A 24,392-nucleotide genomic window follows, 5' to 3' on the forward strand; every position below is an offset into this window, starting at 1 on the left:
TAAAAGGCAGAATACTCTGCCTTTTTATCGCGTTGCGTTATCCGAAAAGAGATTATCTGGACTCTTCGGCTTCCGGTAATGTCACGTTAAGCTCGAGAATTGAAATATCGCCGTCTTTTTGCTCAAGCTGTACGGTGACCATTTCTGGATCAATTTGCACATACTTGCAGATGACTTCGAGAATATCTTTTCTCAACTGCGGTAAATAATGCGGCTCGGCGTCGCTGCGACGGCGCTCCGCAACAATGATTTGCAGTCGCTCTTTAGCGATGTTGGCTGTACTCTTTTTCCGCGAGAGAAAAAAATCCAGTAATGCCATAACTTATCCTCCGAACAGGCGTTTGAGGAAACCTTTCTTCTCTTCTTCAATGAAGCGGAAAGGACGTTCTTCTCCCAACAGACGTTCTACGGTATCTGCATAGGCTTTACCCGCATCAGCAGTGATGTCGAGAATAACCGGCTCTCCCTGGTTGGATGCGCGCAGGACTGACTGATCTTCCGGGATAACCCCCACGAGTTTGATGCGCAGGATTTCCAGCACGTCTTCCATACTGAGCATATCGCCTCTGTTAACGCGGCCTGGGTTGTAACGCGTCAGCAGCAGATGCTCTTTAATCGGGTCTTCGCCGTTTTCAGCACGACGAGATTTTGACGCCAGAATGCCCAGAATACGGTCAGAGTCACGTACTGAGGAGACTTCCGGGTTCGTGGTGATAATCGCTTCATCGGCAAAATAGAGCGCCATCAGCGCGCCGGTTTCAATGCCCGCCGGAGAGTCGCAGACGATAAAGTCGAAATCCATTGCTTTCAGGTCATCGAGAACTTTTGCTACGCCCTCACGGGTCAGCGCGTCTTTATCGCGGGTTTGCGATGCCGGAAGAATAAAGAGATTTTCAGTGCGCTTATCTTTGATTAACGCCTGGTTTAGCGTCGCATCGCCCTGAATCACGTTCACGAAATCGTAAACGACACGACGCTCACATCCCATGATCAGGTCGAGGTTACGCAGACCGATATCGAAATCGATAACGACAGTTTTCTTTCCCTTCTGGGCCAAACCAGTAGCGATGGCCGCGCTGGAGGTGGTCTTGCCAACGCCCCCTTTACCCGAAGTAACTACAATAATGCGTGCCATAGAAATTCCTTGTTAAAAAGGGATCAATTCAACGGTTGAACTGCCAAAGCGTTATCTGCTAACCGCAGACGCGCCGCTTTGCCATAAAATTCTGCCGGGATTTTATCACTCAGCCAATAAACACCTGCGATAGACACCAGTTCTGCCGTCAGATGGGTACAAAAAATTTGCGCTTCCCGATCGCCGCTGGCGCCTGCCAGCGCGCGACCCCGCATCATGCCATAAACGTGGATATTACCGTCTGCGATTAACTCTGCGCCAGCGCTGACGTGACTTGTAACAATTAGATCACATTGTGGAGCATAAATGCGCTGACCGGAACGAACCGGTACGTCAATTAATCGCGTTTTTGTGATGGGGGTAACATTTTGCGGCGGCGCGCTCGGTGCCGGGACTTCAACCGGGGCGGAACGAGCGACTTTCTCTTTACCTTCAGTCAGTAAAGGAAGACCCATCTCGTCAATTTCCGCTTTTAGCGCCGCGTCTTTGCAGCCGCTAACGCCGATAATACGCAGACCGGTAGACGTCACCACCTCTTGCAGCGCAGGCCAGTTTACTGGACTTTCAAGGCCGCTGACGTTAATGACCACGGGAGCATGTTTTAAAAAAGCAGGTGCCTGAGCGATTTTGTCTTCCAACGCCTGACGAATAACCTTGGGTTCAGCTTCGTGCAAATGAACCACTGATAAGGTGAAGCTACTGCCTTTAAGCTCGATTGGCGTGTTTGACATCCTGGCCTTACTCAATTTGCTATTTATCATCCCCAATGCGGGGCGATATTCCGAAGACTAGAAGGCATGTTATAGTCAGTATTATATTGAGGCAAGTCACCATCCCGTTAATTCAGAGTAAAAGTATGTTTTGTGTGATCTATCGAAGTAGCAAACGCGACCAGACCTATTTATACGTCGAAAAAAAAGACGATTTCTCACGGGTTCCTGAAGATCTGATGAAGGGATTCGGGCAGCCAACGCTGGCAATGATTCTGCCGTTGGATGGGCGTAAGAAATTAGTGAATGCCGACCTGGAGAAAGTAAAACAAGCGTTAACCGACCAGGGGTATTATTTACAACTGCCGCCACCGCCGGAAGATTTACTCAAACAACATCTTTCTGCGCCGGGCGAAAATAAACCAGACGCTAAAAGTTAAACTGTATCCGGCAATGCGAACGCCCTGTCGATGCAGTTCCTGAAATCCACGATTACGTTAGGGGAAAATAATGTATCAACATCACAACTGGCAAGGTGCTCTGCTTGATTACCCGGTAAGTAAAGTGGTTTGTGTAGGCAGTAACTACGCAAAGCATATTAAGGAGATGGGTAGCGCAACGCCGGATGAACCCGTTCTTTTTATTAAACCGGAAACGGCGCTGTGCGATCTGCGCCAGCCGCTGGCGATTCCAACGGACATGGGCGCCGTTCACCATGAAGTCGAACTGGCGATATTGATTGGCTCAACTCTGCGCCAGGCGACGGAAGAGCATGTCCGCAAGGCGATTGCCGGTTATGGCGTGGCGCTCGATCTGACGCTGCGGGATATTCAGGGCAAAATGAAAAAAGCCGGTCAGCCCTGGGAAAAAGCAAAAGGGTTTGATAATTCCTGCCCGCTGTCAGGTTTTATTCCGGTTTCGGAATTTCATGGCGATCCGCAAAATACTGCGCTCGGGTTGAAAGTGAACGGCGAAATCCGTCAGCAAGGCTCGACGGCGGAGATGATCCACCACATCGTGCCGCTCGTCGCCTACATGAGCCGTTTCTTCACGCTCAAAGCGGGAGACGTGATCCTGACCGGCACACCGGAAGGTGTTGGCCCGTTGCAAAGCGGCGACGAGCTGGAAGTCAGTTTTAACGGTCAAACGCTGACGACGCGCGTCCTGTAATCTCTGCTTGCCGCCTTTTCGGGCGGCAAAACTTGCATCAGCGTGCCAGACTGGTTATAAGGTGCAGCTTTACAGCAATGGCGGATACCCTGATGAGCGACATACCTTTCTGGCAAAGTAAAACCCTGGATGACATGACCGATGCCGAGTGGGAGTCGTTGTGTGATGGATGCGGCCAGTGTTGCCTGCACAAACTGATGGATGAAGACACCGACGAAATCTATTTCACCAACGTGGCGTGTCGTCAGTTGAATATCAAAACCTGCCAGTGTCGTAACTATGAACGTCGGTTCGAGTACGAGCCAGACTGCATTAAACTCACCCGCGATAATCTGCCAACCTTTGAATGGTTGCCGATGACCTGCGCCTACCGCTTGTTAGCGGAAGGAAAGGGGCTGCCGGGCTGGCATCCGTTGTTGACCGGGTCGAAAGCGGCGATGCACGGCGAGCGTATTTCCGTGCGCCATATTGCGGTGAAAGAATCTGAAGTGCGGGACTGGCAGGATCACATCTTAAACAAACCTTCATGGGCGGACTGAACCGCCCATTGTTCAGCAAGCGTTAATTACGCTTTTTTCGCCTGATACATTTCATCGCTGTGGTTGTCGTCTTCAACCCAGAAATTGATATTGAATTGCGCATCGTCGCTTAATTCGATGCGGTGCCAGTATTGCGGCGGGCTGGTCGCAAACTGACCGGCGTTAATGACCACTTTGAGTTCAGGTTCTTTGGCATCTTCGTTAGCGAAACCGTAGTAAGTGACCGTGCCTTCCATCACGCAGAGTTGCCCAAAGACACCCGCAGCGGTGTTATGGTGGGAGAGCAGTGCGGCTGGCACATTCTCTTTGGTGAAGAAGGGAGTGGAACGTTTAATTTTCCAGTTTGCCGGGATGCGTAAATGGGACATAAGGCGTCTCCTTGTGGGGGCATCTATAAGATGTATTTAATATACATCTTATAGATGCCCGGAAGCAACGCCGTCAGGCGAAAAAAAACGCTCCCGAAGGAGCGTTCTGTTATCGACTAAAGAGATCGCGTCTTTTCGGCTTAAACGGTTGAGCAATCAACACCAGGATCGCGATCGCCAGATACGCCGCAAAAATCCCCAACAGCCACTGCGGCATCTCCAGGGTTAAAAACGACCACTGACGCTCGGCGCAGTCGCCGGAAGCCAGGAAGACCTGCGGCAGCCATTTATCCAGCGGCAGCCACGTCGGGAAGCGCGCAGCAAAATCACAGGTCATGAACGGCGAAGGATGAAGCTGGATCATCGTGTGTTCATAAGCCAACTGCAACCCGCGCCAGGCGCTGTAAATCCAGATCGCTATCGCCACATAACGCAGCGGCGTTTTAGGGGCGACAGCGCCAACCAGACCCGCGCCCATCACGCCGAATAACGCGCTACGTTCGTAAATACATAGCACGCAAGGTTTGAGCAGCATGACGTGCTGGAACCACAGCGCTACCATTTCGAGCGCAAAGGCAGTTAACGCCATCAGTAACCACGCGCCCCGACCCCGTGAGCACTGGTTTAAAAATCGCAACATAATTATTTCCCTGCAACATGCGTAGACACCGCAGTGTAAACCAATTCAATTTATGCGCCAGTAGTGGGAAATGAAATAAAGTATAATCGGATAATTATCATGCAAAAAGTCAAACCGGGCAGTGATTTGCCCGGTTTGATGTTATGAGAATGTAGCTAACCAGCCAGATTGCGTCATCCACTCCGTGATGGGGGTGAGGGTAAACTCGACGCAGAGTAAACCAACGAGGGTGAGCACCAGCGTGTATGGCAACGCCATCCAGACCATACGGCCATAAGAGAGACGAATCAGCGGCGCCAGCGCAGAGGTGAGCAGGAATAAAAATGCCGCCTGGCCGTTTGGCGTCGCCACGGATGGCAAATTGGTGCCGGTGTTGATCGCCACTGCCAGCAGTTCGTACTGTTTCATGCTGATTGCGCCGCTTTCCATAGCCGCTTTGGCCTCATTGATGTAAATCGTCCCGACGAACACGTTATCGGAAATGGACGACAGCAGGCCATTGAAAAGGTAGAACAGCGTTAACTGCGCATGTTCGGAAGCCTGTAAAACGAACTGGATGATCGGGGCGAAAAGATGCTGATCGATAATGACCGCCACGATGGAGAAGAAAACCGTCAACAGCGCGGTAAACGGCAAGGACTCAGTAAATGCTTTGCCAATCGCGTGTTCATCGGTGACGCCGGTGAGTGACGTGGCCAGAATAATGACCGACAGACCAATCAAGCCCACTTCCGCCAGATGCAGCGCCAGCGCCGTCACCAGCCAGACGCCGATAATCGCCTGCACAAACAGATTGAGTTTGTCCTGGCGTGTACGACGTTGACGGCTTTGATCGTCGAACTCCTGCAAAATATGACGCACTTTCTCCGGCAGCGTTTCACCATAGCCAAACCAGCGCAGTTTCTCGACCAGCACGCAGGTGAACAGCCCGCAAATTAGCACCGGAACCGTCACCGGCGACATGCGCAGGAAGAAATCGCCGAAATGCCAGCCCGCCGCTTTGGCGATAATCAGGTTCTGCGGTTCGCCAACCATCGTCATTACGCCGCCCAGCGCGGTGCCTACGCCCGCGTGCATCATCAGGCTGCGCAAGAAACCGCGAAACTGCTCCAGCACCGCTTTACTGTTTTGGTCGAGGTGGTCGTCATCCTGGAGATCGTTCTCTTCGCCGCGCGCAGAGGCGACGCGATGATAAATGCCATAAAAGCCGACCGCGACGCTGATGACCACCGCGACAACGGTCAGGGCATCAAGGAAAGCGGACAGGAAGGCGGCAGCCATACAAAATGCGAGCGACAGCAGCATCTTGGAACGAATGCTAAGCAGCAGGCGGGTAAAAATGAACAGCAGCAACTGCTTCATAAAGTAGATGCCTGCGACCATGAACATCAGCAGCAGCAGCACTTCGAGGTTGGCGGCAACCTCTTCACGCACATGCGCTGCGCTGGTCATCCCAATGATGACCGCTTCAATCGCCAGTAATCCGCCGGGCAGCAGGGGATAGCACTTCAGCGCCATCGCCAGCGTGAAAATAAATTCAGCGACCAGCAGCCAGCCCGCTACAAATGGGTTGATGAAGAAAATCAGTGGATTAGCAATTAAAAAAGCGATTAATGCAAGTTTATACCAGTCAGGCGACTGGCCCAGAAAGTTGCGCCAGAATGCGCGACCCCAGGAGAGTTCCATGGCAGTTTCCCTTACCTGTAAATGTGAGAATCATGTTTTTATGTTTAGGCGCAAAGCTTAGCGGCCAGGGTAAAAGCAGGCAAGTCCTTAACGTGATGGCGTGGCGTTATCCAGAAAATGAAGCCTTGATCCCCTTTTTCTTCATCCTGTCCGCTATCAGCCATGAAACCCGTCTGGTATGATGAGTGTAACTATGTTTTGCTGTGTAATGGAAATCTCACTATGGTCATTAAGGCGCAGAGCCCGGCGGGTTTCGCGGAAGAGTACATCATTGAAAGTATCTGGAATAACCGCTTCCCACCTGGCACTATTTTGCCTGCCGAACGTGAACTCTCCGAACTTATCGGAGTGACGCGCACCACGTTACGCGAAGTATTGCAGCGCCTGGCGCGAGACGGCTGGTTGACGATTCAACACGGCAAACCGACAAAGGTGAACAATTTCTGGGAAACGTCCGGGCTGAATATTCTTGAAACGCTCGCGCGTCTTGATCATGAAAGCGTGCCGCAGCTGATTGATAATCTGCTGTCGGTGCGAACCAATATCTCCACGATTTTTATCCGCACCGCGTTTCGTCAGCATCCTGATAAGGCGCAGGAGGTACTGGCGACGGCGAATGAAGTGGCCGACTACGCCGATGCGTTCGCGGAGCTGGATTACAACATTTTCCGCGGTCTGGCGTTTGCCTCCGGTAATCCGATTTACGGTCTGATCCTGAACGGGATGAAAGGGCTGTATACCCGCATTGGTCGTCACTATTTCGCCAACCCGGAAGCCCGGAGCCTGGCGCTCGGTTTCTACCATAAGCTGTCATCGCTTTGCGAACAGGGCGCGCATGACCAGGTGTACGAAACGGTACGCCGTTACGGTCATGACAGCGGTGAGATTTGGCATCGTATGCAGAAGAATTTGCCAGGCGATTTGGCCATTCAGGGCCGCTAATCGTTATACGCCGGATGGCGCTTCGCTTATCCGGCCTACGGTGGTGTGCTGTTTGTTCGCGCCGGATGGCGCTTCGCTTATCCGGCCTGCGGTGATGTGCTGTTTGTTTGTGCCGGATGGCGCTTCGCTTATCCGGTCTGCGGTGGTGTGCTGATTGTTTGTGCCGGATGGCGCTTCGCTTATCCGGCCTGCGGTGGTGTGCTGATTGTTTGTGCCGGATGGCGCTTCGCTTATCCGGCCTACGGTGGTGTGCTGTTTGTTTGCGCCGGATGGCGCTTTGTTTATTCGGCCTACGGTGATGTGCTGTTTGTAGGCCGGATAAGGTGTTTACACCGCCATCCGGCAATTAAACTACAGGCTGTTCATTCTCGGCGGGCACCGCTCCAGCAGTTCAACGCTGCCATCCTCATTCTGCTGCTCCAGCATGACATCAAACCCCCACAGGCGATGCACATGTTTCAGCACCTCTTTACGTCCCTTGTCCAGCGGCGCGCGGTTGTGAGGAATATAGCGTAGCGTCAAAGAGCGATCGCCGCGTAAATCCACATTCCAGATCTGAATATTCGGCTCCAGATTGCTCAGGTTGTACTGTGACGAAAGCCGATTACGGATCTCGCGATAACCTTCCTCATTGTGAATGGCCGAAATTTCCAGATAGTTGTGCCGGTCATCGTCCAGCACGGTAAAGAAACGGAAATCACGCATCACTTTCGGCGACAGGAACTGGCTGATAAAGCTCTCGTCTTTAAAATCACGCATCGCGAAATGCAGGGTTTCCAGCCAGTCTGAACCGGCGATATCCGGGAACCAGTATTTGTCTTCTTCCGTTGGCGACTGGCAAATGCGTTTGATGTCCTGGAACATCGCGAAGCCAAGCGCATAAGGGTTAATTCCGCTATACCACGGGCTGTTGTACGGCGGCTGGAACACCACATTGGTGTGGCTGTGTAAAAACTCCAGCATAAAGCGCTCGGTCACTTTACCTTCATCGTAAAGATGATTCAGGATGGTGTAGTGCCAGAACGTCGCCCAGCCTTCGTTCATCACCTGCGTCTGTTTTTGCGGATAGAAATACTGGCTGACCTTGCGCACGATGCGCAGGATCTCGCGCTGCCATGACTCCAGCAACGGCGCGTTCTTTTCCATAAAGTAGAGCAGGTTTTCCTGCGGTTCAGACGGGTAACGCCGCGTTTCGGCGACGGCTTTCTCTTCCTCTTTCTTCGGCAGAGTACGCCACAGCATATTCACCTGGCTTTGCAGATACTCTTCGCGACTTTTCTGCCGGGCTTTCTCCTCCTGCAATGAAATTTTTTGCGGGCGTTTGTAGCGATCGACGCCATAGTTCATCAGCGCATGGCAGGAATCCAGCAGCTTTTCAACTTCGTCCACGCCATAGCGTTCTTCGCATTCGGTAATGTAATTACGGGCAAAGATCAGGTAATCGACAATCGAACTGGCGTCGGTCCAACTGCGGAACAGGTAGTTATTCTTGAAGAAAGAGTTATGCCCATAGCACGCGTGCGCCATCACCAGCGCCTGCATAGTAATGGTGTTCTCTTCCATCAGATAAGCGATACACGGGTTGGAGTTAATGACGATTTCATAGGCCAGCCCTTGCTGACCGTGCTTATACAGGCGTTCGGTTTCAATGAATTTTTTGCCAAACGACCAGTGAGGATAGTTGATCGGCATCCCGACGCTGGAATAGGCATCCATCATCTGCTCAGAGGTGATCACCTCGATTTGGTGCGGATAGGTATCCAGTTTGTAGAGTTTCGCGACGCGGTCAATCTCCGCCAGATAGACATCCAGCAGATCAAACGTCCAGTCGGGTCCATCGCTCAAACGTGTGCTGTCCTTGTTCATGGAATCAATCGTAGCCATTCGCGCACCCTCATTGTTGGCGGCACTCTCTGTCTGGAGCACCTCATTTCAAGCATAGAACACCGTGTTAAAAAACGTGCTGATGAAGAAAATTTTTCTTTGCGATTTCGCAGCGCCGGCACGCCAGAAACTGGCATGGCTGCGATATTTTATGCTGGATAAAAATGACGCACAGCAGGAGATGCCAAAGCAGAGAGATCCCTGACAACAGAGGCAGATGTGAGGTGCGTCACCATAAAAAAGCCATATGTTGAATAATATTTTCAACTGAGTTATCAAGATGTAATTAGAAGATTGTTCTTTTACTGTTAACGGAGTGGCTATGCGAGTTGTCATACTGGGAAGTGGCGTCGTTGGCGTAACCAGCGCCTGGTATCTGTGTCAGGCTGGGCATGACGTCACCGTCATCGATCGTGAACCTGGCCCGGCGCTGGAAACCAGCGCGGCGAACGCCGGACAAATTTCTCCGGGCTATGCCGCGCCGTGGGCGGCGCCGGGTGTGCCGCTGAAGGCCATCAAGTGGATGTTCCAGCGCCATGCGCCGCTGGCTGTTCGCCTGGACGGGACGCAGTTTCAGTTGAAGTGGATGTGGCAAATGTTGCGTAACTGCGACACCCGCCATTACATGGAGAACAAAGGGCGCATGGTACGTCTGGCGGAGTACAGCCGTGATTGCCTGAAAGCGCTGCGCGCCTCAACCGGCATTCAGTATGAAGGGCGTCAGGGCGGAACATTGCAGTTATTCCGTACCGCGCAACAGTATGAGAACGCCACCCGCGATATCGCCGTTCTGGAAGATGCCGGCGTACCGTATCAGCTACTGGAATCCAGCCGTCTGGCGGAGGTTGAACCTGCGCTGGCGGAAGTGGCGCACAAACTGACCGGCGGCCTGCGTCTACCCAATGATGAAACCGGAGATTGCCAGCTGTTCACTCAGCGCCTGGCGCAGATGGCGGAACAGGCGGGCGTGACGTTTCGCTTCAACACGCCGGTGGAAAAACTGCTGTACGAAGGTGAACAAATTTACGGCGTGAAGTGCGGGGATGACATCATCAAAGCCGATGCTTACGTGATGGCGTTTGGCTCTTACTCGACGGCGATGCTCAAAGGGATCGTCGATATTCCGGTCTATCCGCTTAAAGGTTATTCGCTGACGATTCCGGTCGCACAGGACGATGGCGCGCCAGTTTCGACTATCCTTGATGAAACCTACAAAATCGCCATTACCCGTTTTGATAAGCGCATTCGCGTGGGGGGAATGGCGGAAATTGTCGGCTTTAACACTGAATTATTACAACCGCGTCGTGAAACGCTGGAGATGGTCGTACGCGATCTCTTCCCGCGCGGAGGGCATGTGGAACAAGCCACGTTCTGGACCGGGCTGCGGCCAATGACCCCGGATGGTACGCCAGTGATCGGACGGACGCGCTTCAAAAACCTGTGGCTGAACACCGGGCATGGGACGCTGGGCTGGACAATGGCCTGCGGTTCAGGGCAATTATTGAGCGATATTCTTTCAGGTCGTACACCTGCTATTCCTTATGACGACCTGAGCGTAGCGCGGTACAGTCCTGGCTTTACGCCGTCACGACCCCGGCATCTTCATGGCGCGCATAACTAATAAGGAAGCGAGATGACCCGCCCTATACTGGCCAGCCTTGACCTGCAGGCGATGAAACAAAATCTTGGCATTGTGCGCCAGGCCGCCCCGGACGCTCGCGTCTGGTCGGTGGTGAAAGCCAATGCCTACGGACATGGTATCGAGCGTATCTGGACGGCGTTGGGGGCGACCGACGGCTTTGCCATGCTCAATCTCGAAGAGGCGATTACGCTACGAGAGCGGGGATGGAAAGGGCCGATCTTAATGCTGGAAGGGTTCTTCCATGCCGACGAGCTGGCCATATATGACACATACCGTCTGACGACCTGCATACACAGCAACTGGCAGCTCAAAGTGTTGCAAAACGCGCGCCTGAACGCGCCGCTGGATGTTTATCTCAAAGTGAATAGCGGCATGAACCGGCTGGGTTTTTTACCCGAGCGGGTACAGACCGTCTGGCAGCAACTGCGGGCGCTGCCGAATGTGGGCGAAATGACGTTAATGTCGCACTTTGCCGATGCTGAGCACCCGGAAGGGATCGACCAGGCGATGACGAAAATCGCCCATGCGACGGAAGGGCTTGAATGCCGTCGCTCGCTGTCGAATTCAGCGGCTACGCTGTGGCATCCTGAAGCCCATTTTGACTGGGTGCGCCCCGGAATTATTCTGTATGGCGCATCGCCGTCAGGGCAGTGGCGGGATATCGCCAATACCGGGCTGAAACCGGTTATGACCCTGAGCAGCCAGATTATTGGCGTACAGACGCTGAAAGCGGGCGATCGGGTCGGGTATGGCGGACGCTATACCGCGACCCAGGAGCAGCGCATCGGGATTGTGGCGGCGGGCTACGCGGATGGTTATCCCCGTCATGCGCCAAACGGCACGCCAGTGCTGGTGGACGGTGTGCGTACCGGAACGGTTGGCACCGTGTCGATGGATATGCTGGCGGTGGACCTGACGCCGTGCCCGCAGGCGGGTATCGGTACGTCTGTGGAACTGTGGGGGAAAGAGATCAAGATTGATGATGTCGCCTCTGCGGCGGGAACGGTGGGGTATGAACTGATGTGCGCGCTGGCGCCGCGTGTTCCGGTTGTGACGGCGTAACTTTTTTGTGGCGCCGTAGGATGGCGCCTGTGCTTATCCGGCCTACAGAAGACAGAGTGTAGGCCGGATAAGGCGTGTCAACGCCGCTATCCGGCAGCGTTTCCATTATTCCATTTCATCCCCCGCGACGCGAACCCCGACCTTACGCACGGCGTTGTCTTCTTTCTCTGCGACCGTCCAGATCATGCCGGCAAACTCCACCTGGTCGCCCACAACCGGCGCGGCACCCAGCAACTGCTGTACGATTTCCCCCAGCGTCTGCTGTTTATCGCGATATTCCGTTCCTTCGTCCAGACCGTAAATCAGGGCGACGTCAGCAAACTTCGCATTGGCTTCGAGAATAAAATCGCCGAAAAAGCGCTGATCCAGCGCGACCGGCGGCGACTGGCTGAACAGTTTGCCCAGCGCCGGAAGGTCGCGTTCACGTCCAATAACGCACAGAACGTCGCCTTCGCGTAAACGGGTGCTTCCGGTCGGGTGGAACAGCACGTTGTCGCGAAACAGGGCGGCGATGCGGGTCTCCTGCGGCATGTGCAGATCGCGCAGCGCGGCGCCGACGCACCACTTATCTTCACTCAACTGGTAGACAAACTGCTCCCAGGGGTTTTCCGGGTGAATATCCAGCCCGATACGCGAAACCGGCCAGCCGACGGGAGGCACCACCACTTTGGCTTTTTTGGCCGCCCAGGTCAGGGACGTTCCCTGGAACAGCAGCGATATCAGCACCACAAAGAATGCGACATTAAAAAACAGTCGGGCATTCTCCAGCCCGGCCATCATCGGGAAAACCGCCAGGATGATAGGCACGGCGCCACGCAGCCCCACCCAACTGATGAAGATCCGCTCACGCAGATTAAAGCCCCGAAACGGCAGCAGGCCCGCGAAAACGGAGAGCGGGCGAGCCACCAGAATCATCCAGACCGACAGCACCAGCGCCGGAACGGCGATAGGCAGCAGATCGGATGGCGTAACGAGCAGTCCCAGCACGAGGAACATGGCGATTTGCGCCAGCCAGGCCAGGCCGTCAAAGTTTTGCAGGATGCCAAACCGGTTGCGGATAGGGCGGTTGCCCAGCAGGAATCCACACAGGTAAACGGCCAGAATGCCGCTGCCTTCCAGCGCGGTGGTCACGGCGAAAACGAGAATTCCCCCGCTCAGCGCCAGCAGCGGATATAACCCGGTGGGCAAGGCAATCCGGTTAATCATTTGCTGAAGCAGATATCCGCCGCCTAACCCCAGCATGATCCCCAGTCCAAACTGCTGGATGATATCGAGCACGAAAAGCCAGCTCAGGCCGGTCTCATGTTTCTGAATCATCTCTATCAGTGTGATGGTCAGGAAAACCGCCATCGGGTCGTTACTCCCGGATTCGATTTCCAGCGTCGAACCGACGCGTTCGTTAAGCCCTTTACCGCCCAGCAGAGAAAAAACGGCAGCCGCATCCGTTGAACCGACGATGGCGCCAATCAGCAGCCCTTCAATGAGATCCAAATGAAAGAGCCAGGCGGCCATCATGCCGGTGAGACCGGAGGTAATCAGTACCCCTACCGTCGCGAGCGAGAGCGCCGGGCCCAGGGCGACGCGAAAGGAGCTGGCCTGGGTACGCATCCCGCCATCCAGCAGAATAATTGCCAGCGCGAGGTTACTCACCATGTACGCGAAAGGATAATTGTCAAACGGGATACCGCCAACGCCATCAACACCCGCGAGCATGCCAATCGCGAGAAAGATAACCAGAATAGGGATGCCAAGACGAGATGAGAATGAACTTAATAAGATACTACAGGTTACGAGGACTGAACCTAAAATGAAAAGACTAATAATGGCTGCGGCATCCAACGTTATGTTACTCCTGAATTACGCTGTTTCTAATAATAAACCCTAACATAATAACGACAGAAACAGCGTTTTACTTAGCCCAGGCGACGGCTTTTTTTATGATTTGAGGACAGGATGGCCGGAGAGTGTGAGTTGGCTGCCATTTTCGCCATTTTTTAGCACCGCGTGGGCGCCGAGCGGCAGCGTAACGGTACGTTGCTCATGACCGAAATCCAGACCGGTCACGACGGGGATGGAGAGACGGGAACGCAGAAACGCGTAAACCGCGTCAAGATCGTAACCGGCATCGTAATCATTCGGCGCGCTACCGCTGAAACTGCCCAATATCAGCGCGTTCTGCCGGGCCAGAATCCCCGCGTGATACAGTTGCAGAAGCATTCGCTCAACGCGGAAAGGATGCTCGTTAATATCCTCCAGCACCAGTACGCCATTTTCAATGGCGGGCATCCACGGGGTGCCGATAAGGGAGACCAGCATGGCCAGATTGCCGCCCCACAGCGTGCCTCCCGTCTCACATGTCGGGCCGTTACCTTGCCACTCCACCGTGAACTGCGCGTTGCACAAGGCCCGCCAGAAATGGCGCTCGGTGAAGGTGTTCATCTCCTCCGCGCCGAAATTCGCCGCCAGCATGGGGCCGCTAAACGTTATCACCTTGCCCAGCGCCAGCAGGGCGGACTGAATCACCGTAAAATCGCTGTGGCCGCAGATCAGCAGCGGGTTCGCCTGCTGCCGTGCGATGAGCGCCTGCCAGTCAATGCTCTCCAGCAGACGACTGGCGCCGTAACCGCCGCGAACCGGCATCACAATGGTATCGGGCGTCATCAGGCGGGCGAGGCCGTTAACATCCGCCAGACGCTCGGCGTCTGAACCGGCAAAACGCTGGTCACGGCGGCCAATGACGGCGGCGTTATCCACCTGGTGGCCGGATTCGATCAGCCGTTGTACGCCGCGTAAAGCCGCTTGCTGATTGATGCAGTAACCCGATGGGGCGATTAAGTGAAACAGGGACATGGCAATTCCTTGCTGACATCTAAAACCAAATGTATATCATGCCGATTGAGCATGTCGTTGTCACTCGCAGCGGCGAATTCCGGCTATAAGGATAGATGACGTGAAATTGAGATGGTTTGCTTTTTTGGTTGTATTGCTGGCGGGCTGTAGTTCAAAGCAGGATTACAAGAATCCGCCCTGGAACGCCGAAGTCCCGGTTAAACGGGCAATGCAGTGGATGCCGATAAGTGAAAAAGCCGGGGAAGCCTGGGGCGTCAGCCCGCGTCTGATTACCGCGATCATCGCGATTGAATCGGGCGGTAATCCGACGGTGGTCAGTAAATCCGGGGCGGTTGGGTTAATGCAACTGAAGGCCTCGACGTCCGGGCGCGATGTTTATCGTCATATGGGCTGGAGCGGCGAACCGTCGACCAGCGAACTGAAAAACCCGGAGCGGAATATCTCGATGGGGACGGCGTACCTGAGTATTCTGGAACACGGGTCGCTGGCCGGTATTAACGATCCGCAGGTGATGCAGTACGCGCTGGTGGTCTCTTATGCCAATGGCGCGGGCGCGCTGCTGCGCACGTTCTCTTCCGATCGCAAAAAAGCGATTGAGAAAATCAACGATCTGAGCGCGGATGAGTTTTTCGAGCACGTTGCCAAAAATCATCCTGCGCCACAGGCGCCGCGTTATATCTGGAAACTCCAGCAAGCGCTGGATGCGATGTAACCCGCACGGGGGTTATTCACGCACCTTATTGGATTTTTCCCGCGCTTCCCGTTCAAGAGAGAAAATAATCCGCTGTAATTCCCGCTCCACCGCCGGGCTGACGTTGAGAAAACGAAAGCTCAGGCGGGGAGTGGTAATCGTCTCATTTTTACCGTCAATCACTCTGCGTTCGCTGATGGAAATAAGCTGGGCGTCAAAGTGGAAAACGCCCCATTGCCCCATGTTCAGCTCAATTTGCGAAAAGCGCATGCCTTCGGTTAATCCGGCGGGTTTTGTCGCTTCCAGCAATGCGCCCATGCCGCCCAGCGAGAGATCGAACAAGCGAAAACGTAGCGTGTTGTCGTCCGGCATTTTCGCCTGGCAGTAGTAGGGGGGATGTAAAGGCGCGGAAATACGGAAATACTCCCGGCGCTGAACGAACCACAGCTCGGGCGGCAGCGCGGTAATAAATGCCGGAAGCTGCCGGTATTCGCCACTGGTGAGCTGATCCAGCGTGAACTCCACTTTCGCGCCCTGCGTTTCTGCGGTAATGGTTATCTGTCTGGCGCGCTGAACGGCGATGTTTTCATAGTCCTGGCTGCCGAAATCCATCACCAGTTTTTCCGCGTTAACGTCCAGAATCTTACTGATGAACTGCCCCCCGGCCCAGGAGATGCGTAGCGGCGCCTGGCTCTTGTTTAAATCTTTGAGTACGCCTAATACCGCCAACGGGTTTTGCTTCAGGAACTGCTCACTGTAGTGACTCACGCGTAATGACTCCTGGATGCCTGACAGATTATCGTTTGGTTATCGGCATGGCATGACGGAACTTAAGACAAATGGGTGAAATTTTTATCAACGCCAGCGCATAACGTCGCAGGATGAAAAGCATGGCCGGTTGATTTGCCTATACTTAAGGGACTGGCGCAAGAACGTCTTGCGCATGCTTTCACTGGAAAGAGGGCCTGAATATGGGAATTATTGCCTGGATTATTTTTGGTCTGATTGCAGGTGTTATCGCTAAGCTGATTATGCCGGGTCGCGATGGCGGTGGTTTTATACTGACCTGTATTCTCGGTATCGTTGGTGCGGTTGTCGGCGGCTGGCTGGCAACCATGTTTGGTATCGGCGGCAGCATCAGCGGGTTCAATCTTCACAGTTTCCTGGTGGCCGTCGTCGGGGCGATTGTTGTGCTCGGCGTTTTTCGCCTTCTGCGGCGCAATTAAATGAACAGAGCGGATGTGGGGATGAGGGCGTAAATCGGCGACATGCTACCCTGGCGTGTTTTCCGTTCACTTGATGCCCATTATCGCTCTGGCGCATTATCAGTCGTGAACGTGTCAGGGGAGGCGTCTTCCCGGCACGTTTACGGGGATTCAACAGACGTCAGAACAATCTGTATTCCTGAGCAACGCCTGGCCGGATTAACGGCGAAAGCTGGCTTGATTTGTGAATAAAAATGAGAATAATTGTCATTCCATTTCACATATAATAATTTGCTCATGAAAACAACTCATCGTTTCACATTACGCGCGCTCTCTGGATGTATCACCTTAGCCCTGACTGTCCCGTCTTATGCTGAAGAGGCAAAAGAGTCGACCATTGTGGTCACCGCCGCCGGGCAGGAGAGCCTTCTTCCGGCCTGGACCAACAGCGCCACCAAATCCGCCGTGCCGGAAAGCAAAACGCCGCAGGTGATCAACACCATCGACAGGCAGGAGATTGAGCAACGCCACGCCAACTCGGTGAATGAAATTCTGCGCTACGCGCCGGGCGTGTCAACGGAAGTTCGCGGTAATACCTCCTATATGAGTGAATATAAGATTCGCGGTTTTACGGTGGATCAGGAGTATTACAACGGCCTGCAACTGCCGTACAACGTGACCGGGAATACCAAAGCGCGTATTGATCCGCTGCTGATTGAAAGCGTGGATATTCTGAAAGGCCCGGCCTCGGTGCTGTACGGCAATGGCTCGCCGGGTGGACTGGTAAACATCCAGAGTAAAAAACCGCAGGCGGAACAGAAAACGGAAGTGGGCTTCAACACCGGCACCCGTAATCTGAAAGAGGGTTATCTGGATTCAACCGGGCAAATCAGCGACAGCGACTGGAACTACCGTTTACTCGGCAAAGCGACGGAAGGGGATGATCAACCGCATACCTCCCGCTATGAAAACTATCTGGTTGCCCCGTCCGTTACCTGGCAACCGGACAACAAAACGCGTCTGACGATTGATGCGCTGGCGCAGAATACACCGTCGCTGTCGCCTTCCAACCCGCTGCCCATTTCTTATCTGCGTTCAGAGTATGCGGGGCGCCGTGATTTTGCCGGAGATGAGTGGAGCGGCTTTAAGCAGCGTCAATGGATGCTGGGTTACAGCTTTGAACACCAGTTTGACAGCGGCTGGGGCTTCAATCAGAAAGCGCGCTACTTTGATGTGGATACCCACCAGCGCAGCGTCTACTCCACCGGAAATACGGGGAATCCGGTCTGGGAGTTGAACCGGTTTGCCTACACGACCGATGAAGACCTGAAAAGTTTTAACATCGACAACCAGGTTACGAAAACGGTAGTGTCAGGCGACTGGCAACACCATCTGCTGGCAGGCTTCGATTACCAGAAGCTCGACAGCCATTACTTCTACCGCTATGCCAGCAGCACGCCGGGGATCGACATGCGCCACCCGAACTATCGTCAGATTCATACCGACGATTTAGGGCTGAGTACTGCGCAGAATAACCGTCTCTCTTATCAGCAGAATGGTTATTATCTTCAGGATCAGATTGCGTTTGGCGGCCTGAACCTGCTGGCGAGCGTGCGTTACGATGACTATCGTTCCGCCACGACCGACTATCTGCAAAACGGCGATAAAACCTGGATTTCACAGGATCGCGTCACCAAACGTTTCGGTGCGTTATATGCGTTTGAAAATGGGATCTCTCCATTTATCAGTTATTCCGAAGGCTTTAAGCCGATCTCGCCGCAAGGGACACTGACCTCGAAAGAGGTGAAGCCGACCACCAGCAAGCAGGTTGAGGGCGGGGTGAAATACCTGCTGGCGGAATACGCGACCACCTTTACCGCATCGGTGTTTAATATCCGCCAGAAAAATGTGCTTTCCGCCACGCCAACCTGGGATTACCGCCAGACCGGCGAGATTGAGTCAAAAGGGGCCGAACTGTCGATTGTCAGCCGTCCGGCGGATAACGTCACGCTGATCGCCAACTATGCCTATACCCATGCGATCAACACGGAAGATGAAACGTATGAAGGCAAACGTCCGACTCAGGTGCCGGAAAACGCGTTTAACCTGTGGGGCGATTACACCTTTGATAATACGCCGCTGCGCGGGCTGAACGTTGGCGCGGGCGTCCGTTATACCGGGCCGATGGAGATCTCGCCAGCTAACGACAAAGGCAAACTCGGCGGCACGACGCAGTATGATATGGCCGTCTCTTACCGTCTGGGAGAGGCGATCCCATCGTTGAGCGGGGTGACGCTGAAGGCCAGTGCGCAGAATATTACCAACAAAGAGACGTTTAGCTGTTACGACGACAACAACTGCTGGATTGGTCGCGACCGCACCGTTCAGGTTGGCGCCAGCTACAGCTTCTGATAGCAACCCGGCCTGCAATTGCGCAGGCCGGGTTCGTTTTCATTCGGCGGAACAATCAGAACTTATATTCCACCCCGGCCCAGAAATTACGGCCTTCCTCGATAAACCCTTCGCTGTAGGCATACTTCGTATCGAACAGGTTGTTCACGGACGCGTTGACGCTAAAACCGTAGCCCACCGCATAATCCGCGCGGATATGGGTAATGGCAAATCCGCCCGCTTTCTGTGAACCGTCTGAATTGCTGTAGCTGGAGGAACGCGCTTCTTCTGACAGCGTAACACTCAGCGGTTCCCACGGCTTGAGCGTCATCCATGCGGTGAGCGTCTGCGTTGGCAAATCGGTGATTTCACCGATTTCATCACGCTTGACGTCCGCGTGGATCAGCCCATAGCTCAGCCCGACATCCAGCATTTCAGACACATTGCCTTTGATTCCGGCATCCAGACCGGTGTAATCCACCCGGCCGCTATTGCGGTTCTGGATCGTATCGGCATCAATGTTGTGCGACAGGATTGCGTCGGTCACACGGTTATAGTACACGCTGACCTCGAATCCCCAGTCGCGGGTCAGCGAACCGTTCCAGGTCAGATCCACGCTGCGGGCGCGTTCGGGTTTTAACTGCGGGTTGACGATAGCCACCTGGTTATACGCCGGTTTCGACGTGGTATACCGCTCTTTGAGCGTCGGGAAACGCGTCCGGTCAGAGTAAGAGAGCGCCAGCGTGTCCTCGTTTGCGAAGTGGTATTTGGTCATGACCTGCCAGTTAAACGCCGACTGGTTGTTGTCGTCGTAGTGGGTTACGCTGCCGTCTTTTTCGTGTTTCATCCCTTCCAGACTGTCACGCCAGTCATAGCTAATACCGGCCACGACATCCACATTATCGGCTGCGGCCCACTGGTATTCGCTGGCTAACGACCAGGTACGGTCTTCATAGCGATCGTATGCCGCATGCGGCGCGCCTTTTTCACGGTGGACGTCATCTTTCCAGTTAACGGCGAACGAGAGCAGATCGTTTTCACGCATTTCGGCGGCGAGTTGTAACCCTGCGCCATCGCTGTAATCAGAATAGTGGCTATAGCTGCCTTTCTTGTTTTTCAGGTCGGCAAGGGAGTTGTACATCATCAGCGTGTTTTCAAAGGTGTCGCGATAAAGCCGGCTTTTCAGCGTAAAGCGATCGCCCAGATGCGTGGTGCCCTGATAGTAATAACTCTCTTTATCGTATTGCGGCCACTGCCAGTAGCGCGACTTCTGGCTGCTGGTGCCTGCGTATGGCGGGTTGTCTTTTTCACCGTCCTGGTTGATATAGGTCAGGGTGTACTCGTCATTTTCGCGCGGCGTGAAGCCCAACTTAACAATGCCCCGTTTATCATCTGCCGACGAGTTGATCATCTTCCCGTTGCTGCCTGCAATGGCGTTGTCCACCCCGTGCGGCAGACCCAGGAAATCCTGCTTCAACTGGCTACCGCTGACTTGCAGATAACCCAGCTCATTACTGGCGCCAAACGAGGCGTGCATATCGTGGGCGTTATCTTTGCTCCGGCTCCATCCCTGGCGATAACCGATGCTCCCTTCGAGAGGTTTTGTCGGTTTTTTGGTGGTGATGTTGATCGCGCCGCCCATCTGGTTAGGGCCTTGCAACAGCGATGAGTAGCCTTTGGACACCTCAACGGAGGCAATGTCCGAGGTGAGGAAGCGCCCTAAGTCGAGGTTGCCGTCGTAAGGGATGTAAACCGGCACGCCGTCGAAAAAGATCGGAACCTGGCGGCTGTCAAAACCGCGAACTTTGACCTGCTGTTCGTTGCGGTTGCCTGATTTTTGCAACGCCACGCCGGGGATGACGCTTAATGCCTGCGCCACATTCTGCTTATCCAGATCCTGCATGGTTTGTTGACCAAGCACCGTGGTGGTCGCCGCAGAGGCGGGGCTCGACCAGACGGTCATGGTGTCGCTTTCTTGCCCAGCAAACGCATTATGCGCAAAAGCTACCGATAATGCCGTGTAAAGACAACTCTGAGTGAATTTCATTGTTTTTATTCCATTTATCAATGTTATATGTCACTTTCGTCCGGGTTCAGGATGACGTTGATATCCATCGGTGGTGCGTAGTACGGTGCGGATGTAATAAAGAGCCTGATACCACAGTCGAGATAACTCGCCAGAGTGGCGAGGTTGATGCCGCCAGTCAGCGCCAGCGTGCAATGGGGAGCCAGTGAAGGCGCCGTCCGGGCCACCTCCGCCGCCTGATGTGGGGTAAATTTGTCGAGTTGCAAAACGTCGGGGCCAGCGCGGAGCGCTTCAAGGGCTTCCTCTGGGGTGTCTGCTTCGACGACGATCTTTTTTTCCGGGGCATGACGGCGCAACTGCGAAATGGCCCCGGCCCAGTCGTTACCGGGGGCGAGAAAGCGGCGGTGATTTGCAAACAGCAGCACGGTTTCCGCGCACCCGGCGCGGTGAATGATTCCGCCTGCGGCGAGCACCGCCTGTGCGGCTAACAGCCGGGTGCCGGGAATGGCTTTACGCGTGCAGGCTATTTGCCCGTCGGGGTAACGGCTATGCAGGATGTGAAGCATGCTGTCGAGATAGTGTGAAACGCCGCAACTCCACTCCAGTACGTTTTGTACGGCCTTCCAGCCCTGGTGCAGCGCCGCCGCATTCCCGCTGACGCTGATCAATTGTTGACCGGCTGCGGCGCGCTCGCCGTCGTTCATCTGCTCCAGGACGGTCAGCCCCAGCGACTGCAACATTTGTCTGGCCACGGCAATGCCGCTCACGCAGCCGCCCTGGCGATGGCGGAAGGTCATGCGGCCTGGCAGATTGCCGATGCCCAGAGCGCGCGTGGTCAGGTCGCCTCCCTGAATATCCTCCAGCAGCAATGCGTCCGTTTGTGCGTGTGAGAAGTAGATCATTTCAGCGCCTTTTGTGGAATGCTGTCCCACCAGATCAGCGCCCAGTCCCGGCTGGCCGGGGCAAGGGCGCTGGCATCCTGCTGTTGATACCAGCGGTACAGACGTTCACGCTCTTCATCGCTGATGTCGCCCATGCTCCAGCGAACGTTTTCAGCAAAGCGTTCCCAGGTGCTGTTGTCCTGCTGGCAGTTCTGCCCACGGATAAAATCGACATGGGCACAGATCCCCATCTGGTACAGGACATTGAGGGCATAAATATAGTTAGGCAGCTCGATAACCTCGCGACCCAACGCGCGCTGGATAGTGGGGGAAACAAAAGAGGAACTGACCAGGTGCGTGGTATAGACGCGCAGCCGCGCCTGGTTGTTGAGTTTTGTCATCGCCTGGCGCATATCCGCAACGAGCGTTGAGCGGGAGGCAACGGCGATATCGCAGCGCGGGAGATCGCTCCAGTCCTCTTCCCAGGCGCGTTGCACCCAGTGAACATGGGTTGCCCGTTGCTCTGTCGCGCGACGGGCGGCAACTCGCAGCATTCCGGGGCTGTAATCCACGCCGCAGATATGCGGTATTTTGCCCGCTAACGCCAGCGAGACGGTGCCCGGGCCACAGCCCATATCAAACAGCGAGTTCACGCCCTGCAAATCCATTTTCTCCATCAACTGTTGCAGGTAGGTGTCCGTCGGCGACGCGCAGTTTTCTGCCATTTTCTCTGCCCGTTTATCCCAATGGTCGGGCGTTTTTTCCGTTCGTTTCGCCTGCAACAGCTGCTGGCGGTAGAGGTCTGCAAAATCAATGTCATCAATGAGCATGGCTGTCCCTTATTGCTGATCGCCAAAAAGATGGCGGTGGATTTGTGTGGGCGAGACCCGATAAAGCGCGGCCAGATTGTCGGCAGCAAGCTGGCGCTCTGGCGCGCCTTGCGATACCTGGCCGTCGGACTCCACGCGCACGACGCTGTCGGCTATCGCCCTGGCATGGAGCGGATGATGGGTTGACATCAGTAGCGCCATCCCCGTTTTTTTCAGTGTCACCAGCGTGTCGAGCAGGCGGATCTGGTGGCCAAAGTCGAGGCTGGAGGCGGGTTCATCCAGCAGTAGCAGGCGAGGGCGTTGCGCCAGAGCGCGGGCGATCAGCACCAGTTGACGCTCTCCGCCGCTCAGGGTGTTCCAGCGTCGGTGCGCCAGATGGACGATTTCAAGCGCGGCGAGCTGCTGGTGGGCAATTTCTCGCTCCCTGGCGCCGGGAACGGCGAATGCCGCCATTTTCGGCGTCAGCCCCATCATCACCATATCCAGAGCGGTGAAGGCGAACGCGCCGTCGTGCGCCTGTGGCACCCAGGCAATGGCGCTGGCGCGCTCCCGGTCTGAAAAACGCTGCACCGCCACGCCATCAAGCAGGATGTCGCCGCTGATCAAGGGGAGAACGCCAAGAATGGTGCGCATCAGCGTGGTCTTGCCGCTGCCGTTTGCGCCGAGTAAACAGCAAATTTCTCCCGCCGGTACGGTAAAAGAGACGTCGCGCAAAACCGGGCGTCGAGCGTATCCCAGGTTGGCGTGGTGAACCGTCAGTCGTGTCATTGGCGTCCTCCGCGCAGCAGAAGCAGCAAAAAGAAAGGGGCGCCGATAAATGCGGTGAGGATACCGAGTGGAATCTCCGTACTGCTGATTGCGCGCGCGAGTGTGTCGGTCAGCAGCAGTAAAATGGCGCCGGCGCCCATTGAGACAGGAAGCAACTGCTGGTGGTTATTGCCGGTGAGCAACCTGCCGATATGCGGCACGACTAAGCCTATCCAGCCGATAATCCCGGCAATCGCCACCGTGCTGGCGGTGATGAGCGTCGCGCAGACAATCAGCGCGAGCCGAAGGCGGGTAACGTTGATGCCCAGGGAACGGGCTTCATCATCTGAAAGCGTCAGTAAATTCATACGCCAGCGCAGTAGCAGCAAAGGGATGGCGCCGAACAGAATCAGCGGCGCCGAGAAGCAAAGATCATGCAGCGTGATGGTAGAGAGCCCGCCGAGTAACCAGAAGGTGATGGAGGGCAACTGGGTATAGGGATCGGCCAGCGTTTTTATCAGGGAAATTCCCGCGCCGCACAGCGTACCGAGCGCGATACCCACCAGCACAAGGGTTAATACGGGGTCGTGACGCGTCACCCGGCGGGTAATCAGCCAGACGCCAGCAACCACCAGCAGACCGCCGCCGAACGCGTAGAGCTGGATAAACAAAATCGGCAGGCCCAGCAAAATCGCCGTACATGCGCCTAAACCCGCTCCGGCGGCAACGCCGAGAATATCCGGGGAGACCAGCGGGTTGCGAAACATCCCCTGATACGTCGTGCCCGCGCCCGCCAGCGCAGCGCCCAGCAGCAGCGCGGCGAGAATGCGGGGGAGGCGGATCTGCCAGAACACGATTTGATCCTGTGTCGGCACCGTGTCATGGCTGAAGATCATCGCCAGCACCTGCCGGGCATCGAGGTGATAAGCGCCCGATACAGTGGCAAAGGCAATACAGAGAAGGGCAATCCCCAGCATCAGGACAGAAAGGGTG

Annotated in this window: 24 protein-coding genes and 1 pseudogene; 10 read left to right on the forward strand and 15 right to left on the reverse strand. The window is 54.9% G+C overall.

The window, feature by feature from the left end; all coding sequences use genetic code 11:
* Positions 1 to 52 precede the first annotated feature (52 nt).
* Genes minE through minC form a run of 3 tightly spaced genes read right to left on the reverse strand, consistent with a single transcriptional unit; the run spans position 53 to position 1,866 of the window.
* Entirely contained in the window at positions 53 to 319 is a 267-nt protein-coding gene (gene minE, locus CKO_RS05095; protein WP_003859937.1) for a cell division topological specificity factor MinE, read from the reverse strand.
* 3 nt (positions 320 to 322) lie between these two features.
* Positions 323 to 1,135: a septum site-determining protein MinD gene (gene minD, locus CKO_RS05100; RefSeq protein ID WP_012132073.1), complete on the reverse strand. Its 813-nt coding sequence runs from the start codon at positions 1,133 to 1,135 to the stop codon at positions 323 to 325.
* Positions 1,136 to 1,158: 23 nt separating this feature from the next.
* Positions 1,159 to 1,866 carry a septum site-determining protein MinC gene (gene minC / locus CKO_RS05105; protein ID WP_024130269.1) on the reverse strand — a complete coding sequence of 236 codons (708 nt, stop codon included), beginning with the start codon at positions 1,864 to 1,866 and terminating at the stop codon, positions 1,159 to 1,161.
* A 125-nt stretch (positions 1,867 to 1,991) separates the two neighbouring features.
* Here minC and CKO_RS05110 point away from each other — a divergent pair, with 125 nt between their 5' ends.
* From CKO_RS05110 to CKO_RS05120, 3 genes are all read left to right on the forward strand, one after another.
* Positions 1,992 to 2,285: a YcgL domain-containing protein gene (locus CKO_RS05110; RefSeq protein ID WP_024130270.1), complete on the forward strand. Its 294-nt coding sequence runs from the start codon at positions 1,992 to 1,994 to the stop codon at positions 2,283 to 2,285.
* Between the two features lie 70 nt (positions 2,286 to 2,355).
* Complete coding sequence (locus tag CKO_RS05115; RefSeq protein WP_012132076.1) at positions 2,356 to 3,015, forward strand: fumarylacetoacetate hydrolase family protein; 660 nt, start codon at positions 2,356 to 2,358, stop codon at positions 3,013 to 3,015.
* A 92-nt stretch (positions 3,016 to 3,107) separates the two neighbouring features.
* Positions 3,108 to 3,554 (forward strand): YcgN family cysteine cluster protein, encoded by a 447-nt coding sequence (locus tag CKO_RS05120; protein WP_047464034.1) that lies wholly within the window; start codon positions 3,108 to 3,110, stop codon positions 3,552 to 3,554.
* A 26-nt stretch (positions 3,555 to 3,580) separates the two neighbouring features.
* Here CKO_RS05120 and CKO_RS05125 read toward each other — a convergent pair whose 3' ends face one another.
* The 3 genes from CKO_RS05125 to nhaB form a co-directional block, all read right to left on the reverse strand.
* Positions 3,581 to 3,922 carry a TehB family protein gene (locus tag CKO_RS05125; protein WP_012132078.1) on the reverse strand — a complete coding sequence of 114 codons (342 nt, stop codon included), beginning with the start codon at positions 3,920 to 3,922 and terminating at the stop codon, positions 3,581 to 3,583.
* 109 nt (positions 3,923 to 4,031) lie between these two features.
* Positions 4,032 to 4,562 (reverse strand): disulfide bond formation protein DsbB, encoded by a 531-nt coding sequence (gene dsbB / locus CKO_RS05130; RefSeq protein WP_024130271.1) that lies wholly within the window; start codon positions 4,560 to 4,562, stop codon positions 4,032 to 4,034.
* A 141-nt stretch (positions 4,563 to 4,703) separates the two neighbouring features.
* Positions 4,704 to 6,248, reverse strand: a complete 1,545-nt coding sequence (gene nhaB / locus CKO_RS05135) for a Na(+)/H(+) antiporter NhaB (RefSeq protein ID WP_012132080.1) — start codon at positions 6,246 to 6,248, stop codon at positions 4,704 to 4,706.
* A gap of 222 nt (positions 6,249 to 6,470) precedes the next feature.
* Between nhaB and fadR the strand changes: the two genes are divergently transcribed.
* Complete coding sequence (gene fadR, locus CKO_RS05140) at positions 6,471 to 7,190, forward strand: fatty acid metabolism transcriptional regulator FadR (protein ID WP_024130272.1); 720 nt, start codon at positions 6,471 to 6,473, stop codon at positions 7,188 to 7,190.
* Positions 7,191 to 7,541: 351 nt separating this feature from the next.
* On the opposite strand, the gene CKO_RS05145 is transcribed toward fadR, so the two are convergent.
* The gene (locus tag CKO_RS05145; RefSeq protein WP_024130273.1) at positions 7,542 to 9,074 is read right to left on the reverse strand and encodes a SpoVR family protein; all 1,533 of its coding nucleotides are present in this window, start codon (positions 9,072 to 9,074) and stop codon (positions 7,542 to 7,544) included.
* 322 nt (positions 9,075 to 9,396) lie between these two features.
* Between CKO_RS05145 and CKO_RS05150 the strand changes: the two genes are divergently transcribed.
* From CKO_RS05150 to CKO_RS23785, 3 genes and pseudogenes are all read left to right on the forward strand, one after another.
* Complete coding sequence (locus CKO_RS05150; RefSeq protein ID WP_012132085.1) at positions 9,397 to 10,695, forward strand: D-amino acid dehydrogenase; 1,299 nt, start codon at positions 9,397 to 9,399, stop codon at positions 10,693 to 10,695.
* A gap of 12 nt (positions 10,696 to 10,707) precedes the next feature.
* Positions 10,708 to 11,778 (forward strand): catabolic alanine racemase DadX, encoded by a 1,071-nt coding sequence (gene dadX / locus CKO_RS05155; RefSeq protein ID WP_012132086.1) that lies wholly within the window; start codon positions 10,708 to 10,710, stop codon positions 11,776 to 11,778.
* Positions 11,779 to 11,805: 27 nt separating this feature from the next.
* Positions 11,806 to 11,943: pseudogene (locus CKO_RS23785) on the forward strand (hypothetical protein); the annotation flags it as partial.
* On the opposite strand, the gene CKO_RS05160 reads toward CKO_RS23785, so the two are convergent.
* Positions 11,884 to 13,617 (reverse strand): potassium/proton antiporter, encoded by a 1,734-nt coding sequence (locus CKO_RS05160; protein ID WP_024130274.1) that lies wholly within the window; start codon positions 13,615 to 13,617, stop codon positions 11,884 to 11,886. The pseudogene CKO_RS23785 and the gene CKO_RS05160 sit on opposite strands and share 60 nt — an antisense overlap.
* A 96-nt stretch (positions 13,618 to 13,713) precedes the next feature.
* The gene (ldcA, locus tag CKO_RS05165) at positions 13,714 to 14,628 is read right to left on the reverse strand and encodes a muramoyltetrapeptide carboxypeptidase (protein ID WP_012132089.1); all 915 of its coding nucleotides are present in this window, start codon (positions 14,626 to 14,628) and stop codon (positions 13,714 to 13,716) included.
* A gap of 100 nt (positions 14,629 to 14,728) precedes the next feature.
* Here ldcA and emtA point away from each other — a divergent pair, with 100 nt between their 5' ends.
* Positions 14,729 to 15,340, forward strand: a complete 612-nt coding sequence (emtA, locus tag CKO_RS05170) for a membrane-bound lytic murein transglycosylase EmtA (protein WP_012132090.1) — start codon at positions 14,729 to 14,731, stop codon at positions 15,338 to 15,340.
* A gap of 12 nt (positions 15,341 to 15,352) precedes the next feature.
* On the opposite strand, the gene ycgR is transcribed toward emtA, so the two are convergent.
* On the reverse strand, positions 15,353 to 16,087 hold the full coding sequence (gene ycgR / locus CKO_RS05175; RefSeq protein WP_012132091.1) for a flagellar brake protein YcgR: 735 nt from the start codon (positions 16,085 to 16,087) through the stop codon (positions 15,353 to 15,355).
* Positions 16,088 to 16,290: 203 nt separating this feature from the next.
* On the opposite strand from ycgR, the gene CKO_RS05180 reads away from it, so the two are divergent.
* Positions 16,291 to 16,545 carry a GlsB/YeaQ/YmgE family stress response membrane protein gene (locus CKO_RS05180; protein ID WP_012132092.1) on the forward strand — a complete coding sequence of 85 codons (255 nt, stop codon included), beginning with the start codon at positions 16,291 to 16,293 and terminating at the stop codon, positions 16,543 to 16,545.
* Positions 16,546 to 16,821: 276 nt separating this feature from the next.
* On the forward strand, positions 16,822 to 18,936 hold the full coding sequence (locus CKO_RS05185) for a TonB-dependent siderophore receptor (RefSeq protein WP_012132094.1): 2,115 nt from the start codon (positions 16,822 to 16,824) through the stop codon (positions 18,934 to 18,936).
* Positions 18,937 to 18,991: 55 nt separating this feature from the next.
* Here the strand turns inward: CKO_RS05185 and CKO_RS05190 are convergent, their stop codons facing one another.
* The 5 genes from CKO_RS05190 to CKO_RS05210 are packed head-to-tail and all read right to left on the reverse strand — an operon-like array spanning position 18,992 to position 24,376.
* Positions 18,992 to 20,962: a TonB-dependent receptor plug domain-containing protein gene (locus CKO_RS05190; RefSeq protein WP_012132095.1), complete on the reverse strand. Its 1,971-nt coding sequence runs from the start codon at positions 20,960 to 20,962 to the stop codon at positions 18,992 to 18,994.
* Positions 20,963 to 20,985: 23 nt separating this feature from the next.
* Entirely contained in the window at positions 20,986 to 21,843 is an 858-nt protein-coding gene (gene modD, locus CKO_RS05195) for a ModD protein (protein ID WP_012132096.1), read from the reverse strand.
* On the reverse strand, positions 21,840 to 22,652 hold the full coding sequence (locus CKO_RS05200) for a class I SAM-dependent methyltransferase (RefSeq protein ID WP_012132097.1): 813 nt from the start codon (positions 22,650 to 22,652) through the stop codon (positions 21,840 to 21,842). The genes modD and CKO_RS05200 overlap by 4 nt, the downstream gene beginning before the upstream one ends.
* Positions 22,653 to 22,661: 9 nt before the next feature.
* The gene (locus CKO_RS05205; protein WP_012132098.1) at positions 22,662 to 23,420 is read right to left on the reverse strand and encodes an ABC transporter ATP-binding protein; all 759 of its coding nucleotides are present in this window, start codon (positions 23,418 to 23,420) and stop codon (positions 22,662 to 22,664) included.
* Complete coding sequence (locus CKO_RS05210; protein ID WP_369701201.1) at positions 23,417 to 24,376, reverse strand: FecCD family ABC transporter permease; 960 nt, start codon at positions 24,374 to 24,376, stop codon at positions 23,417 to 23,419. Before CKO_RS05210 ends, CKO_RS05205 begins: the two co-directional genes overlap by 4 nt.
* Positions 24,377 to 24,392: the final 16 nt, after the last annotated feature.

This window comes from Citrobacter koseri ATCC BAA-895, from assembly GCF_000018045.1.
Classification (GTDB): Bacteria; Pseudomonadota; Gammaproteobacteria; order Enterobacterales; family Enterobacteriaceae; genus Citrobacter_B; species Citrobacter_B koseri.

Excerpts from the sequence above, each read along its gene's own strand:
- minE (WP_003859937.1), bottom strand. The coding sequence starts at position 319 with ATGGCATTACTGGATTTTTTTCTCTCGCGGAAAAAGAGTACAGCCAAC.
- minD (WP_012132073.1), bottom strand. The coding sequence starts at position 1,135 with ATGGCACGCATTATTGTAGTTACTTCGGGTAAAGGGGGCGTTGGCAAG.
- minC (WP_024130269.1), bottom strand. The coding sequence starts at position 1,866 with ATGTCAAACACGCCAATCGAGCTTAAAGGCAGTAGCTTCACCTTATCA.
- CKO_RS05110 (WP_024130270.1), top strand. The coding sequence starts at position 1,992 with ATGTTTTGTGTGATCTATCGAAGTAGCAAACGCGACCAGACCTATTTA.
- CKO_RS05115 (WP_012132076.1), top strand. The coding sequence starts at position 2,356 with ATGTATCAACATCACAACTGGCAAGGTGCTCTGCTTGATTACCCGGTA.
- CKO_RS05120 (WP_047464034.1), top strand. The coding sequence starts at position 3,108 with ATGAGCGACATACCTTTCTGGCAAAGTAAAACCCTGGATGACATGACC.
- CKO_RS05125 (WP_012132078.1), bottom strand. The coding sequence starts at position 3,922 with ATGTCCCATTTACGCATCCCGGCAAACTGGAAAATTAAACGTTCCACT.
- dsbB (WP_024130271.1), bottom strand. The coding sequence starts at position 4,562 with ATGTTGCGATTTTTAAACCAGTGCTCACGGGGTCGGGGCGCGTGGTTA.
- nhaB (WP_012132080.1), bottom strand. The coding sequence starts at position 6,248 with ATGGAACTCTCCTGGGGTCGCGCATTCTGGCGCAACTTTCTGGGCCAG.
- fadR (WP_024130272.1), top strand. The coding sequence starts at position 6,471 with ATGGTCATTAAGGCGCAGAGCCCGGCGGGTTTCGCGGAAGAGTACATC.
- CKO_RS05145 (WP_024130273.1), bottom strand. The coding sequence starts at position 9,074 with ATGGCTACGATTGATTCCATGAACAAGGACAGCACACGTTTGAGCGAT.
- CKO_RS05150 (WP_012132085.1), top strand. The coding sequence starts at position 9,397 with ATGCGAGTTGTCATACTGGGAAGTGGCGTCGTTGGCGTAACCAGCGCC.
- dadX (WP_012132086.1), top strand. The coding sequence starts at position 10,708 with ATGACCCGCCCTATACTGGCCAGCCTTGACCTGCAGGCGATGAAACAA.
- ldcA (WP_012132089.1), bottom strand. The coding sequence starts at position 14,628 with ATGTCCCTGTTTCACTTAATCGCCCCATCGGGTTACTGCATCAATCAG.
- CKO_RS05180 (WP_012132092.1), top strand. The coding sequence starts at position 16,291 with ATGGGAATTATTGCCTGGATTATTTTTGGTCTGATTGCAGGTGTTATC.
- CKO_RS05185 (WP_012132094.1), top strand. The coding sequence starts at position 16,822 with ATGAAAACAACTCATCGTTTCACATTACGCGCGCTCTCTGGATGTATC.
- CKO_RS05190 (WP_012132095.1), bottom strand. The coding sequence starts at position 20,962 with ATGAAATTCACTCAGAGTTGTCTTTACACGGCATTATCGGTAGCTTTT.
- modD (WP_012132096.1), bottom strand. The coding sequence starts at position 21,843 with ATGATCTACTTCTCACACGCACAAACGGACGCATTGCTGCTGGAGGAT.
- CKO_RS05200 (WP_012132097.1), bottom strand. The coding sequence starts at position 22,652 with ATGCTCATTGATGACATTGATTTTGCAGACCTCTACCGCCAGCAGCTG.
- CKO_RS05205 (WP_012132098.1), bottom strand. The coding sequence starts at position 23,420 with ATGACACGACTGACGGTTCACCACGCCAACCTGGGATACGCTCGACGC.
- CKO_RS05210 (WP_369701201.1), bottom strand. The coding sequence starts at position 24,376 with ATGCTGGGGATTGCCCTTCTCTGTATTGCCTTTGCCACTGTATCGGGC.